Source organism: Neisseria sp. P0001.S005 (assembly GCF_051963715.1).
On the sequence record NZ_JBQCTZ010000085.1, the window covers coordinates 1 to 14,741 of the forward strand.

At 50.0% G+C, this 14,741-nt stretch carries 10 protein-coding genes and 1 pseudogene; 7 read left to right on the forward strand and 4 right to left on the reverse strand.

The features are described 5' to 3' along the window. Nucleotides 1–1,026 (forward strand): ATP-dependent Clp protease ATP-binding subunit ClpX (clpX, locus tag ACTHSP_RS11295; RefSeq protein WP_440346113.1); only part of this gene is annotated, 1,026 nt, incomplete at its 5' end. A gap of 211 nt (nucleotides 1,027–1,237) precedes the next feature. Here the strand turns inward: clpX and ACTHSP_RS11300 are convergent. Beyond that, complete coding sequence (locus tag ACTHSP_RS11300) at nucleotides 1,238–1,570, reverse strand: hypothetical protein (protein WP_440346114.1); 333 nt, start codon at nucleotides 1,568–1,570, stop codon at nucleotides 1,238–1,240. A gap of 429 nt (nucleotides 1,571–1,999) precedes the next feature. Between ACTHSP_RS11300 and ACTHSP_RS11305 the strand changes: the two genes are divergently transcribed. Continuing rightward, nucleotides 2,000–3,394, forward strand: coding sequence for a DEAD/DEAH box helicase (locus ACTHSP_RS11305; RefSeq protein WP_440346117.1), 1,395 nt, complete (start codon nucleotides 2,000–2,002; stop codon nucleotides 3,392–3,394). A gap of 181 nt (nucleotides 3,395–3,575) precedes the next feature. Here ACTHSP_RS11305 and acnB read toward each other — a convergent pair whose 3' ends face one another. Both acnB and ACTHSP_RS11315 read right to left on the reverse strand, forming a co-directional pair. Continuing rightward, nucleotides 3,576–6,161 (reverse strand): bifunctional aconitate hydratase 2/2-methylisocitrate dehydratase, encoded by a 2,586-nt coding sequence (acnB, locus tag ACTHSP_RS11310; RefSeq protein ID WP_293193021.1) that lies wholly within the window; start codon nucleotides 6,159–6,161, stop codon nucleotides 3,576–3,578. A 201-nt stretch (nucleotides 6,162–6,362) separates the two neighbouring features. After that, the gene (locus ACTHSP_RS11315) at nucleotides 6,363–7,400 is read right to left on the reverse strand and encodes a sensor histidine kinase (RefSeq protein WP_314512964.1); all 1,038 of its coding nucleotides are present in this window, start codon (nucleotides 7,398–7,400) and stop codon (nucleotides 6,363–6,365) included. A 93-nt stretch (nucleotides 7,401–7,493) separates the two neighbouring features. On the opposite strand from ACTHSP_RS11315, the gene argH reads away from it, so the two are divergent. Then, nucleotides 7,494–8,873 carry an argininosuccinate lyase gene (argH, locus tag ACTHSP_RS11320; protein ID WP_314512966.1) on the forward strand — a complete coding sequence of 460 codons (1,380 nt, stop codon included), beginning with the start codon at nucleotides 7,494–7,496 and terminating at the stop codon, nucleotides 8,871–8,873. A gap of 169 nt (nucleotides 8,874–9,042) precedes the next feature. Further along, a complete protein-coding gene (locus tag ACTHSP_RS11325) occupies nucleotides 9,043–9,567 on the forward strand; it encodes a hypothetical protein (RefSeq protein WP_314512968.1) in 525 nt (174 codons plus the stop codon). Nucleotides 9,568–9,617: 50 nt separating this feature from the next. On the opposite strand, the gene fumC is transcribed toward ACTHSP_RS11325, so the two are convergent. Beyond that, nucleotides 9,618–11,006, reverse strand: a complete 1,389-nt coding sequence (fumC, locus tag ACTHSP_RS11330) for a class II fumarate hydratase (RefSeq protein ID WP_440346115.1) — start codon at nucleotides 11,004–11,006, stop codon at nucleotides 9,618–9,620. A 308-nt stretch (nucleotides 11,007–11,314) separates the two neighbouring features. Between fumC and ACTHSP_RS11335 the strand changes: the two genes are divergently transcribed. From ACTHSP_RS11335 to ACTHSP_RS11345, 3 genes and pseudogenes are all read left to right on the forward strand, one after another. Beyond that, nucleotides 11,315–13,234 (forward strand): TonB-dependent receptor, encoded by a 1,920-nt coding sequence (locus ACTHSP_RS11335; protein ID WP_440346116.1) that lies wholly within the window; start codon nucleotides 11,315–11,317, stop codon nucleotides 13,232–13,234. Between the two features lie 58 nt (nucleotides 13,235–13,292). Continuing rightward, nucleotides 13,293–14,270, forward strand: coding sequence for an ABC transporter substrate-binding protein (locus ACTHSP_RS11340; RefSeq protein WP_049335420.1), 978 nt, complete (start codon nucleotides 13,293–13,295; stop codon nucleotides 14,268–14,270). Nucleotides 14,271–14,376: 106 nt separating this feature from the next. After that, nucleotides 14,377–14,741 (forward strand): annotated as a pseudogene (locus ACTHSP_RS11345) (ABC transporter permease); the annotation flags it as partial.

Consider the following 14,741-nt stretch of genomic DNA (forward strand, 5'->3'; position numbering starts at 1 on the left):
ATCGGTCAGGAACACGCAAAAAAAGCGTTGGCAGTATCGGTTTACAACCACTACAAACGCCTGCGCCACCCGAAAGCGGAAGGCAAAGTTGAATTGTCCAAGTCCAACATCCTGCTCATCGGCCCTACCGGCTCAGGTAAAACCCTGTTGGCGCAATCTTTGGCGCGCAAACTGGATGTCCCTTTTGTCATGGCGGATGCCACAACTTTGACCGAAGCCGGTTATGTCGGTGAAGACGTCGAACAAATCATCACCAAACTTTTGGGCAAATGTGATTTTGACGTTGAAAAAGCCCAGCGTGGCATCGTTTATATCGATGAAATCGATAAAATTTCACGCAAAAGTGACAATCCGTCCATCACGCGCGATGTATCTGGCGAAGGCGTGCAACAAGCCTTGCTGAAACTGATTGAAGGCACGGTAGCCAGCGTTCCCCCTCAAGGCGGCCGCAAACATCCGAACCAAGAATTCATCAACGTTGATACCACCAACATCCTCTTTATCTGCGGCGGTGCATTTGCCGGCTTAGAAAAAGTCATCCGTCAACGTACTGAAAAAGGCGGTATCGGCTTTGGTGCGGCGGTACACAGCAAAGATGAAAACGCCGATATTTCAGCTTTGTTTGAAACCGTCGAGCCTGAAGACTTGATTAAATTCGGCTTGATTCCCGAGCTTATCGGTCGTCTGCCTGTGATTGCCACATTGGCAGAATTGGATGAAGATGCTTTGGTCAACATTTTGACCGAACCGAAAAATGCCTTGGTCAAACAATACCAAACCTTGTTTGAAATGGAAGATGTCGGCCTTGAGTTTGAAGAAGATGCCTTGCGCAGCATCGCCAAACTGGCTATGGAACGCAAAACCGGTGCGCGCGGCCTGCGCTCTATCGTTGAACGCTGCCTCTTGGACACCATGTATGCCCTGCCTGATTTGAAAGACGTAGCCAAAGTCGTCATCAATAAAGAGGTCGTGGAAAAAGGCGAACAGCCAAAACTTTTCCGTGAAGACGGCAGCGAATATAAGTAATAAGGACATTCTCTAAAAAAGACGTGTACACGTTACACGTCTTTTTTTTATTTTTTAATAAAACCAAAAGCATATCTTTGATTAATGGTCTTATACATGAAAAAACAAAGGCCGTCTGAAACATATTCAGACGGCCTTTGTTTTCAAGTTGCTCTAAGTCTGTCTTCATCCGGAGTATTGATGAGAGTGACTTCCTTGAATTTTATGAAGCTTATTTTTTTGCTTTTTTAGCAGCTTTTTTTGCAGGAGCAGCTTTAGCAGCAGGCTCGGATGCGGCAGCTTCAGGAGCAACAGCCTCAGGCGCTGCTACCGGTTCAGATGCAGCAGGCTCGGAGGCAGCTGATTCAGCCGTACGTTGATAGCCTTTGCCTTTCATGCAAGCATCAAACACAGCGCGGTCAGCATTTTCACCAGATGCTTGTTGACATTGAGTCATTGCTTCTTCAACAGTGATGCGTGGCGCTGCCGCTTCTTCAGGTTTGGAAGAAGAACAAGCTGCCAACATCAGGCTACCAGTTGCAAGAGCGATCAATAAAGTTTTCATAATTGTATATTCCTAAATTTTGATTTTATGGTTTACCGTTAAACGGGAGATACAGGCTACAAAACAAGCTCTGCACCTCAATATTGAGTACATGAGTACAATTTAGTTTCATTTCAGCCTGTAAGTTTTTGATAAATTAATTCTATTGACGTTAAGACAAATGCTTAATCCTCAATAAACTCAAAACCTTGCAGGCCAGTAAATTTTTCTGTTTTTGAACTGTAAAAATATCAAAACTTGGTCAATCCTAGCTGCAACCATCATTTGGGGAGTCCCTCTTTTTATGGCATAATGGACTACTTGACGGATTGTTCCTCTCCCCATTTTTTCAAACCGCAGAATCAAAATCATACTGCGGTTTATCCATTTCAGAATCAGATTTTTCAGACGGCCTCACCATTCAAAAGGCCGTCTGAACAGAAAGCCACCATCATGAATCCTTTCTCTTCACTCGGTTTAGGCAGCGAATTGGTCTCTGCCCTGACCGATCAGGGTTATGAAAACCCGACGCCTATCCAAGCCGCAGCGATTCCTAAAGCCTTGGCAGGACACGACCTTTTGGCCGCAGCACAAACCGGCACAGGTAAAACCGCCGCCTTTATGCTGCCCAGCCTCGAACGCCTGAAACGCTACGCCACATCCAGCACCTCCCCTGCCATGCACCCTGTCCGTATGTTGGTATTGACCCCGACCCGCGAACTGGCCGATCAAATCGATCAAAACGTGCAGGCATACATTAAAAATCTTCCTTTGCGCCATACCGTCCTCTTCGGCGGCGTCAATATGGACAAACAAACTGCCGACTTGCGCGCCGGTTGCGAAATTGTTGTCGCGACGGTTGGCCGACTGCTCGACCACGTCAAACAAAAAAACATTAATTTAAACAAAGTTGAAATCGTTGTACTCGATGAAGCCGACCGTATGCTTGATATGGGTTTCATCGACGATATCCGCAAAATCATGCAGATATTGCCCAAACAGCGACAAACCCTGCTTTTTTCCGCCACTTTCTCACCGCCTATCCGCAAGCTTGCACAAGATTTTATGCACACGCCTGAAATGGTCGAGGTGGCCGCGCAAAACACCACCAACGCCAATGTCGAGCAACACATCATTGCCGTTGATGCACTCAAAAAGCGCAACCTGCTCGAACGTCTGATTGTTGATTTGCATATGAATCAAGTCATTGTATTCTGCAAAACCAAACAAAGCGTCGATCAAGTTACCCGCGACCTCGTCCGCCGCAACATTGCCGCCCAATCCATCCACGGCGACAAATCCCAACAAAGCCGACTGGAAACCCTCAATGCCTTTAAAGAAGGCACATTACGCGTTTTGGTTGCCACCGACGTTGCAGCGCGCGGCTTGGATATTGCCGAGTTGCCTTTCGTCATCAACTACGAGCTGCCAACCCAACCTGAAGACTACGTTCACCGCATCGGACGTACCGGCCGGGCCGGTGCCGACGGCGTTGCCATTTCCTTGATGGATAAAACCGAACAGAAAATGTTTGAATCCATTAAAGAGCTGATCGGCAGCGATTTGAATGTGGAACGCATCGAAGGCTTTGAGCCGCATTGGTGGGGCAACGACAATCAAGATGAAGCCAAAGCGCAACCGGTTCAACACAACGACAGCCGCTCTCGCCGCGATGATAGAAACAAACGCAACGAATACGCGAGCAAGTCAGACAAAAGCTCGAAAAAAGCAGAAGAGAAAAACGATCCGGGTATTGTCTGCGGCAAAATTGCCGGCAGAACACGCCGCAGCCGTCACGAGCGTCAGCCTTGCGCCCTGCTCCAACCTGGTTTTGGCGTAAAGTAAACAACGCTGATTAATCGGTTTTCTGATTATTTATCCTAAGCAAAGGCCGTCTGAAACTTATCTTTCAGACGGCCTTTTATTAAACTAAAAATAAAGGACGTGATGAACACGCCCTTTATTTTTCCGTTTCAGACGGCCTTTATTATTTAAGGCCGTCTGAAAATCGGTTTACCTTGTTACATTAAACATTCACGGTTTCGGCTACTTCGTTGTAGCTATCGATTTCGTTGAAGTTCATGTAGCGGTAGATTTGGTCGCCCTGCTCGTTGATGATACCAATATTGGCTTGGTATTCTTCAACTGTCGGGATTTTACCCAGTTTAGAGCAGATTGCCGCCAACTCAGCCGAGCCGAGGTAAACAAAGGTGTTTTTACCCAAGCGGTTCGGGAAGTTACGGGTAGAAGTGGACATTACAGTCGCGCCTTCGTGTACTTGTGCTTGGTTACCCATACACAATGAGCAACCCGGCATTTCCATACGCGCACCTGCACGGCCGAGTACGCCGTAGTGGCCTTCGTCAGACAACTCTTTCGCATCCATTTTGGTTGGAGGCGCCATCCACAGACGCACCGGGATGTCGGTTTTACCTTCCAAGAGTTTGGAAGCGGCGCGGAAGTGGCCGATGTTGGTCATACAAGAACCGATGAACACTTCGTCGATTTTGGTGCCGGAGCGTTCAGACATGAAGCACACGTCGTCAGGGTCGTTCGGGCAAGCAATAATCGGCTCTTTAATGTCGTCCATGTTGATCTCAATCACGGCGGCGTATTCGGCATCTTTATCCGCTTCGAGCAATTCAGGATTTGCCAACCATGCTTCCATGGCTTTGATACGGCGTTCCAAAGTGCGCGAATCTTGATAGCCGTTGGCAATCATGTTTTTCATCAACACAATGTTGGATTTCATGTACTCGATAATCGGCTCTTTGTTGAGCTTCACAGTACAGCCTGCAGCAGAACGTTCGGCAGACGCGTCAGTCAATTCAAAGGCTTGTTCCACTTTCAAATCAGGCAGACCTTCGATTTCGAGGATGCGGCCGGAGAAGATATTTTTCTTACCGGCTTTAGCAACAGTAAGCAGGCCTTGTTTAATCGCGTACAACGGAATGGCGTTCACCAAATCGCGCAGGGTTACGCCCGGTTGCAGTTTGCCGCTGAAGCGTACCAATACGGACTCAGGCATATCGAGCGGCATTACGCCTGTAGCTGCTGCGAAAGCAACCAAGCCGGAGCCGGCAGGGAAAGAAATACCGATAGGGAAACGGGTGTGGCTGTCGCCGCCGGTACCGACTGTATCAGGCAACAGCAGACGGTTGAGCCATGAGTGAATCACGCCATCACCCGGACGCAGGGATACACCGCCACGGGTAGAGATGAAAGCAGGCAATTCTTTATGGGTTCTCACATCGACGGGTTTTGGATAAGCCGCGGTGTGACAGAAAGACTGCATCACCATATCTGCTGAGAAGCCCAAGCAAGCCAGGTCTTTCAATTCGTCGCGAGTCATCGGGCCGGTAGTATCTTGCGAGCCGACAGTAGTCATGCGTGGTTCGCAGTAAGTACCCGGACGCACGCCTTTGCCTTCCGGCAAACCGCAGGCGCGGCCAACCATTTTTTGAGCCAAGGTGAAACCGGCTTTGCTTTCAGCTGGCGCTTGAGGCAGACGGAATTCGGTAGAAGCAGGCAGTTTCAGTGCTTCGCGCGCTTTGGCAGTCAGACCGCGACCGATAATCAGGTTGATACGGCCACCGGCTTGTACTTCGTCCAGCAATACTTGCGATTTCAGGCTGAACTCGGCAACGGTTTCGCCGTTTTTCACGATCTTGCCTTCATAAGGCAGGATATCGACGACATCGCCCATTTTCAGAGCAGACACATCAACTTCAATCGGCAATGCGCCGGAGTCTTCTTGAGTATTGAAGAAAATAGGAGCAATTTTGCCACCCAGGCATACGCCGCCGAAACGTTTGTTCGGTACGAACGGAATATCTTCGCCTGTATGCCAAATCACAGAGTTGGTAGCAGATTTACGTGAAGAGCCGGTACCGACCACGTCGCCAACGTAAGCAACCGGATGGCCTTTGGCTTTGAGTTCTTCCAACAATTTAATCGGACCGACTTCGCCCGGTTTGTCAGGCGTGATGCCGTCGCGCGGGTTTTTCAACATCGCCAGCGCGTGCAGAGGGATATCAGGACGGCTCCATGCATCAGGTGCAGGAGAAAGGTCGTCTGTATTGGTTTCACCGTCGACTTTGAAGACGGTAACAGTGATTTTTTCAGGAACTTTGGCACGAGAAGTGAACCATTCGGCATCCGCCCAAGATTGCAATACTTCTTGCGCGTATTTGTTGCCTTTTTCGGCTTTTTCTTGAACATCGTGGAAAGAGTCGAACATCAGCAGAGTGTGTTTCAGACCATTTGCAGCGATAGGCGCAAGTTTGTCGTTGTCCAAGAGTTCGATGAGTGCATGAATGTTGTAACCACCAAGCATGGTACCCAACAGCTCGGTAGCATACTCAGGGGAAATCAGCGGACTGGATGCGCTGCCTTCGGCAACGGCTGCCAAAAATGAGGCTTTAACTTTGGCGGCATCGTCCACACCGGGTGGTACGCGGTGAGCCAACAGCTCAACCAAGAATTCACCTTCACCGGCAGGTGGATTTTTCAGCAGCTCAACCAAATCAGCAGTCTGCTGAGCAGTCAGAGGAAGGGCGGGAATACCAAGGGCGGCGCGCTCGGCGGCGGCTTTACGATAGGCTTCTAACATCTCTTTGTTCCTTTTTCTGTTTTTTCTTCTGGGCAGTTGCAAATGATTTGCAATTAAGGATTGTGAACAATCCTTTTGACCATCATAGACCAGTTTTCAAAAAATGGGAACAGTTATGTTGCTGAATGTAATAAATTTAAACTATTTTGTTTAATGTGTTAATAGTCCAACCTATCTAAAGCCGCCCTCTTCTTAAACATTTTAGCCAAACAGACGGGAAACTTCGGCTGATTTTTTACGGTACGGCAATATGATTTCAACGCGGAACAGGCCGTCTGATTGGATGTTTCTGATTTTCGCGTCGGTGTCATACATCAAAGTCAGGCGCTCTTTCAAATTGCGCAAAGCCATAGAATTGCCTTTATGCGGCTTAGTATTTTCGTTAGATTCTGTTCCGCACGGATTTTCGATACTGATGAAAATAGATGATTTTTCCAACTTTGTTAATACCGTAATTATCCCTGGTCGGTGGATAGATTCGACACCATGGAATACGGCATTTTCCAAAAGCGGTTGCAGCAGCAGATGCGGCGTTTCCGCATCATCAGGCGCATGGTGCTGCCACATGACCTGTACGCGCATATGTCCCATGCGGATTTGCTCGATGGCAATATATTCCTGCGCCCACTCGATTTCCTGTCCTAAGGTGCTGTTTTGACTACCGTCGCGCAGTTGTGCGCGGAACAAGTTGGCCAAATTTTCCAGCAAAGTTTCCGCATCATACGGACGCAGACGGATTAAGCTGATGGCGGCATTCAAGCTGTTAAACAAGAAATGCGGACGGATACGCGCTGTCAACGCGCTCAGCCTGGCTTCGGAAATGGAGGGCGCAAGGCTGTTGCGGCGGGCGGCTTCGATGTACATGAAACTGAAACAAAAAAAGGTCAACAAGAAGAAGTGTTGAATCAGCGGCCAAATTTGCGTCTTCAAAATCACTAGATCGACAAACAAGAAAATAAGCAGGTTGGAGATGTAGGAAACCACAACGCTGTACTGCGAGCGAAGCAGGGACGGCGCAAATGCCTGTAAGAAATAGACTTTAAGTAAAATTAAAAGGATGACGGGGCAAGCCCATGAAAAATGTTGGAAAATCTGTTCCGGATAAGGCACACCCGATACCGTCATCAACGGAAAGATAAACAAACTGATTAACAAAACAATGAGCAGGCGTACCAGAGTTGCGGAATTGCGCAAATCCGGCACTGCGAAATTCTGGTTTATTTGACGTATAATAGACATGATTTCAACCGTTTTCTTTCATAATGTATAGACGGGTCTGCTATATTGAAGACGTAGACCCTGTTTTTTTATTTATATTTTAAGGATGCTGATATGAGCAAGGACAAAACCTGGTCAGGCCGTTTTAACGAACCTGTTTCCGAGCTGGTCAAAAAATATACCGGCTCGATTGATTTTGACAAACGACTGGCAGAATGGGACATCCAAGGCTCGCTGGCACATGCGCAAATGCTGACACAGTCGGGCGTTTTGAGCGAAGACGACCTCTCCGCCATCCGCCAGGGCATGGTCGAGATTATAGCAGAAATCAAGGAAGGAACGATTTCCTGGTCGCTGGATTTGGAAGATGTCCACATGAACATCGAACGCCGCCTCACCGACAAAATCGGCGATGCCGGCAAACGCCTGCACACCGGCCGAAGCCGCAACGACCAAGTCGCTACCGACATCCGCCTGTGGCTGCGCGATCAAATTACCGTTATTCAAAGCCTGATTCAAAACCTTCAGACGGCCTTGGTTGATTTGGCGGAACAAAACGCCGAAACCGTCATGCCCGGCTTTACCCATCTGCAAGTTGCCCAGCCGGTTAGCTTCGGGCATCACATGCTCGCCTACGTTGAAATGCTCGGCCGCGATTTCGAGCGCATGGCCGACTGCCGCAAACGCGTCAACCGTATGCCGCTCGGCGCCGCCGCATTAGCCGGTACCACCTACCCGATTCAACGCGAAATTACCGCCGAGCTGTTGGGATTTGAGCAAATCTGCCAAAACTCGCTCGATGCCGTATCTGACCGCGATTTTGCCATTGAGTTCACGGCTGCCGCTTCTCTGATTATGGTTCATCTGAGCCGTCTTTCCGAAGAATTGATTTTGTGGATGAGCCCGCGTTTCGGCTTTATCGACATTGCCGACCGTTTCTGCACCGGCTCTTCCATCATGCCGCAAAAGAAAAACCCCGACGTACCCGAACTCGTGCGCGGTAAATCCGGTCGCGTGATTGGCCACCTGATCGGCCTGGTTACCCTGATGAAATCGCAACCTTTGGCATACAATAAAGACAATCAGGAAGACAAAGAGCCTTTGTTTGATACTGCCGATACGCTTATCGACACCCTGCGCATTTACGCCGACATGATGCGCGGCGTAACCGTCAAACCCGACAACATGCGCGCCGCCGTAATGCAGGGTTTTGCAACTGCTACCGATTTGGCGGATTACTTGGTGAAAAAAGGCATGCCCTTCCGTGACAGTCACGAAGTCGTTGCCCAAGCCGTGCGCCATGCCGATGAAGCTGGCGTTGATTTGAGCGAATTGCCGCTTGAAGTCTTGCAAGGTTTCAGCGGTTTGATTGCCGACGATGTGTACACTGTGCTGACACCCGAAGGCAGCTTAAACGCGCGCAACCACTTGGGCGGCACCGCGCCTGAACAAGTCCGTTTCCAAGTGAAACGCTGGCGTGAATTATTGGCTTAAACCCATCTAAACACATAAGTAAAAGGCCATCTGAAAATTTTCAGACGGCCTTTTGATTACCCGTGTTACACTCAACCTCACAATAAAAACAGATAAAACCTAAACTTACCTTCAAACGAGAAAACACGCCTCCTGACTTTGCCGCTGTCTTCAAACAAAAGGAGCAAGGATGAAAAACATTGTCTTAAAATTGATCATAATCTGCCTATGCTGCGGATACTATGCCGTATTCGTCGCTTGGGAAAATGGCGGATTCAGCCAGCTCCATGATTTTCAAGCAATAGAGAACAACGGCATGAGCGCATACCTTCATCAAACCTCCGCCGCCACCATGCAGGCTGAAAAAAACGAGCTGTCGATTTTGCAAAACAACCAAAACAGCTTGGCCTCTTGCGTCGGCATTGAATCTTTATGCGAACAGGCCAAGCCAGGAATCTGGGTTGAACATGCCAAATTCTTGCAACACAAAGACACGGGCAAATTATTGGTACTTTCGTTGGACTATTTGGAAAACAATGACACCGCAAAAACCCTACACAACCGCTATACTGCATCGCTCCTACCCCAAGCAGACAGAACGGAGGCATGGCATTACGCCTGGCGTACATTTCTGAGCTCAATAATGTTTCTAATGGGCATCAATCTGACGCCAATGATTTTTGCCCTATTCGAAGAAAAGACAAGCGCAGCATAAAAACATGCCGTCTGAAAACATTTTCAGACGGCATGTTTCATTATTAAAGCTTAACGCGGATGAACCATATCGGCAGGAACGACCAATTCATCAAACTCTTCTCCCGTCAACAAGCCCAATTCGATGGCGGTTTCGCGCAACGATTTGTCGTTTTTATAGGCGGTTTTGGCGACTTTGGCGGCGTTTTCGTAGCCGATTTTGCGGTTTAACGCAGTAACCAACATCAGAGAATGGTGCAAGAAATAATCGATTTTTTCCGGTACGGGTTCAATGCCGACGGCGCAGTTTTCGTTGAAGCTGTTGCACGCATCGCCCAAGAGGCGGATGGATTGCAAGAGGTTGTAAGCGATAACGGGCATATAGACGTTCAGCTCGAAGTTGCCCGATGCGCCTGCCATGCCGATGGTGACGTCGTTGCCGAACACTTGGCAGCACACCATGGTCATTGCTTCGCATTGGGTCGGGTTGACTTTGCCCGGCATGATGGACGAACCCGGCTCGTTTTCGGGGATTTTGATTTCGCCCAAACCGCAGCGCGGGCCGCTTGCCAGCCAGCGGATGTCGTTGGCGATTTTGTTCAGGCTTGCCGCCAGCGTTTTCAATGCGCCCGAAGCGGCAACGGCAGCATCGCGTCCGCCCAAGGCTTCAAATTTGTTCGGCGCGCTGACAAACGGCAAGCCGGACAATTCGGCGAGTTTGGCGGCGGCTTTTTCGGCGTATTCGGGATGGCTGTTCAAACCCGTGCCGACCGCCGTGCCGCCCAAAGCGAGTTCATACAAGTCTTTAAGCACATCGTTCAGACGGCCTAAACCGTGATCGAGCTGGGAAACGTAACCGGAAAACTCTTGTCCCAAAGTCAGCGGCGTCGCGTCTTGCAAGTGAGTGCGGCCGATTTTGACGATAGGGGCGAAAGCTTGGGCTTTTTTGTCCAATGTATCGCGCAAGGTTTTTACCGCTGGAATAAGGTGGCGGTTGATTTCAATCGCGGCGGCGACATGGATGGCGGTCGGGAACGCGTCGTTGGTCGATTGTGCGTGGTTCACATGGTCGTTGGGATGGACGGGCTGATACGCCGCCAGACCTGTACCGGCGATTTCGTTGGCACGGTTCGCCAGCACTTCGTTCATGTTCATATTGGACTGCGTGCCGGAACCGGTCTGCCACACTACCAATGGGAACTGCCCGTCGAGCTTGCCGTTCAACACGTCATCCGCCGCCTGCGTAATCAAATCCGCCTGCACAGGCTTAATCCTGCCGAGGGAAACATTGGTGGCGGCGGCGGCTTTTTTCACCAGCGCCAAAGCATAAATCAACGGCTGCGGCAGGGTTTCGCCGCCGATTTTGAAATTGTTGCGGCTACGCTGGGTCTGCGCGCCCCAATAGGCTTCGGACGGGACTTCGACATTGCCCATGGTGTCGTGTTCGGTACGGGTACTCATGCGTTTCTCCTATATTTAAACAGAAATAATAATGATTCGTAAATTTATTATACCCAGCAAAAGGCCGTCTGAAAAGAGAGAGGTTTTCAGACGGCCTTTTGCTTTATTAACCTGAAATATTAATAGAAGATAAAACCCGATTTCGGAGCAAATACAACCTGCGCCGCCGCTCCCCTTTTCTAAAAACTCTCCTCCTTGTTGATTTGTATTTTGCGCTAGGTATTTATCGACAATAAATACCTTATCGTTTCTTTACTTTGTTTCTCTCCAAGAGCATAATGAATAAAAATGATTATCAGGAGATAGAGATGAAACGAAAACATTTGGTTTACCTGTTAATGAGCAGTTTTGCCGCCGCAAACGGCTTTGCCGAAACCTTGGCAGACCCCGATGAAATCCAGCCTGTCAAAACCTTTTCCCCTCCCAAACCGATTGCCCCGACCGCTGCACAAGGCTATTTCCCCGAAAACCAATTCGACCGCACCGACCGCAGCGATCATTACTTTGTTACCGAAAACATAGACCAAGCCTTCCGTCCATTAAAAGCAAACAGCGGCTTTTACGGCAAAAGCTTTTACAATTCCGTTACCGCGCAAGCGCGCGGGGCAAAAGTGTACGGCGTGGCCAACCTCAATCACACCAAAGCCAACGGCTATAAAGACGGCGACGGCAATCAGACTGATTGGAAATACAGCCGTTTTAATCAAGCTTTGGTACTCGGTTTCGTGCCGTCTGAAAATCAGGAATACCGCCTCACCTACCTACACGACGACATTAACAACGACCGCCAGCCGCAGTTCGTCAATGACGCATTGGATACCGAACGCCACATCGCCAAACTCAACGCGCGTTGGGGTAATGCCGATTTGAGCAATACGGTCAGCGCGGAAGCAGGCATCATCAAACTCAAACGCCGCGCCGACAATTACTCCCTGCGCCCAAACAACACGCCGCAGCAAGTGTTCGTAGAACTTGACCGCAAAGTGTACGACTTCTCACTCAAACACGACGCAGATTTCGGCAAGTTCCACAATACCGCCGCCGTCAGCTACCGCAACGACAGCCAAAACGGCGAGCGCAACGCCCACACTCCCATGCGCGACTTCCTCAACGGCTACCGTTTCGCCGATGTGCACATCGACCGCTGGCGCATTGCCGATACCCTGTCTTACAAGTTTGACGACCGACACAAACTGGGCTTGGGCTTAAGCTACGAAATCAACGAAGCGGACGTACGCAAAAATACGGCGCAGCCTGCCCATCCGATGAACCGAAACCTTGCCTTCGCTTCATCGCAACAAATCTGGAAAACCCATTACGGCTATGACTTCAACGGCAAAGTGCGCCGTCATGCCTTCTCCGGTGAACTCAAATACGATTTCACGCCGTCTGAAACGCAAAAATACAGCGTTTCCCTTGCTCACTTAGAACGCATCGGCGACAACACCGAACGCTTCAACTCGCTTGCCGCCATCGTGCAAAACCGCATGAACGGCGCGCTGATGAACCAAAACCCAGCCGCCGCCATCGCAGGCAATCCCCTGCTGAAAACCGAAAAACACAACCGCATCAAGCTTACCGCCGACAGCCGCAACGACTACTACAACGGCTATATGAACTCGTTGGCAGGCGCGGGCTGGAACGTGGGCGGCACGCTTGTGGCGGACAAAGTCAAAGACCTGATTATTTTTGACCGCGCCCACGGACAAAGCGGCACGGCTTCCAAAGGCGGCGGCATCATCACACGCAACGTGGACGCACGATTGTTCACCGCGCAGGCCTACGCGCGTTACAACTTCAATCCGTATTGGGCGGCAGGCATCAAAGCCGCCTACAACTACGGACACAACGAAACCGACGGCAGGCCGCTCTATCAAATCCGCCCGTTTGAAGTCGCCGTCCAAGCCGACTACAAAAACTACTTTACCTACGGCAGCTACAACATCGGCGCCGCAACACGCTTTGTCGCCAAACAAACGCGCGGCGACTTTGACGCGGCAAGCGGTCTGGGCATAGACAAACGCGAAGCCGTCAAAGGCTTTACTGTTGCCGACGTTTATGCCGGTATGAATATTAAAGACAAATACGGCTTGCGTTTGGGCGTGAACAACGTGTTCAACAAAAAATACGCCGAATACATCAGCGGCGACCACGTCCTCGCCCTGTCGCCCAGTGTGGTATATGCACCGGGCAGGACATATTGGTTGAGTTTGCACGCGGCTTTTTAAAATCAGGCCGTCTGAAAGAATGCCTACACTGGCTTATTTAAGAATTAGGAGATAAAAAATGGATATGAAAAGACGCGATTTCTTAAAAATGACCGCCGCGCTGGCAGCCGCAGGTGTTTCGCCTTCATTGTTGGCAGCCGGTAAAGAGCAATTTACCGTATACGGCGCACCGGCAATGCCCAGCGTTACCATCGCCGTAGCGGCGTTGCAAGGCAAGCTGGCGAAGCAGGCAGATGTATCGCTAAAAATTTGGCGTTCGCCCGACCAACTGCGTGCAGGCGTAGCAAGCGGACAATTTAAAGTGATGATGAGTCCGAGCAATGTCGGCGTAAACCTGCGCAACCAAGGGCAGAAAGTCGGCATGGTCAATATTTTGACCAACGGCATCACGCAGCTGATGTGCAAAGGCAGCGCGATTGCCTCACCACAGGATTTGGTCGGCAAAAAAATCCTTGTGCCGTTTAAAAACGACATGCCCGACATCGTGCTGCAAGCCTTGTTGAAAAAACTGAAAATCGACGCGCACAAAGTCGGCATCACTTACACCGCCACGCCGCCAGAAGCAGTCGGACTGTTTTTGAGCAAGGACTACCACGCCGCCATTCTGCCCGAACCGATGGCAACCGCCAGCCTGCTTAAAGGCAAAACCATGGGCGTAAACGTCGTGCGCGGTTTTGATTTGGTAAAAGCATGGGGACAGGCATTTGACACCAAACCGCTGATTCCGATGGCAGGCATCATCGCCAACGAAGAATATTTCCACGCGCACAAAGCGCAGTTCGACATCTTCCATCAGGATTTGAAAAACGCGCTCAACTGGATACTGGCCAACCGCCAAAGCGCCGCGAAAATCGGCAAAAACTACCTGCCCGCCCCCGAACCCGCCCTAGTCATGGGCTTGGACGGCGCGCGGCTGACAGTAACCAAAGGCAGCGAAGTGAAGAACGAGATTTTGAAATTTTACGAAATCCTGATGCAGTTCAACCCGAAACTTTTGGGCGGCAAGCTGCCGGATAACGGGTTCTTCTTGGCTTAAAATGGGAGAAAGGCCGTCTGAAAGTGTAGAATAGTTGTGAGTATTCAATCTTCTATTTTTCAGACGGCCTATTCTCTCCAAAACATAACTACCAAAAAAACAAACCATGATTAAAACCGACAAAATACGCAAACCGCAGCCTGCGGTGTTTTACATCATCGACTACCTTTGGAGCGGCTTTGCCGGTCTGGGCGTGGCGATGATGGTGGTGGCGTTTTGGGCGTGGGGCAGTGCCGTGTTTGGTGAGTTTATGCTGCCCGCGCCGGTCGAGGTGTTTCAAAAATCTTTGGATTTATTGAAACATTTTCAGGAAAACGAAATCGGGATTTCGCTGTGGCGGTCGGTGGTGGGCATTTCGGTTGCGCTGGTGGCTGGATTGGCGGCGGGGCTGGTAGCGGGCAGTTTTAAGACGGCGATGGCGTTGCTTAAGCCTGTGATTACGGTTTTGTTGGCGATGCCGCCGATTATTTG

What these genes read in the sequence shown, in the direction of transcription:
- ACTHSP_RS11325 (WP_314512968.1), top strand. Translation starts at nt 9,043, where the DNA reads ATGAAAAACATTGTCTTAAAATTGATCATAATCTGCCTATGCTGCGGA.
- ACTHSP_RS11335 (WP_440346116.1), top strand. Translation starts at nt 11,315, where the DNA reads ATGAAACGAAAACATTTGGTTTACCTGTTAATGAGCAGTTTTGCCGCC.
- ACTHSP_RS11300 (WP_440346114.1), bottom strand. Translation starts at nt 1,570, where the DNA reads ATGAAAACTTTATTGATCGCTCTTGCAACTGGTAGCCTGATGTTGGCA.
- fumC (WP_440346115.1), bottom strand. Translation starts at nt 11,006, where the DNA reads ATGAGTACCCGTACCGAACACGACACCATGGGCAATGTCGAAGTCCCG.
- ACTHSP_RS11340 (WP_049335420.1), top strand. Translation starts at nt 13,293, where the DNA reads ATGGATATGAAAAGACGCGATTTCTTAAAAATGACCGCCGCGCTGGCA.
- argH (WP_314512966.1), top strand. Translation starts at nt 7,494, where the DNA reads ATGAGCAAGGACAAAACCTGGTCAGGCCGTTTTAACGAACCTGTTTCC.
- acnB (WP_293193021.1), bottom strand. Translation starts at nt 6,161, where the DNA reads ATGTTAGAAGCCTATCGTAAAGCCGCCGCCGAGCGCGCCGCCCTTGGT.
- ACTHSP_RS11315 (WP_314512964.1), bottom strand. Translation starts at nt 7,400, where the DNA reads ATGTCTATTATACGTCAAATAAACCAGAATTTCGCAGTGCCGGATTTG.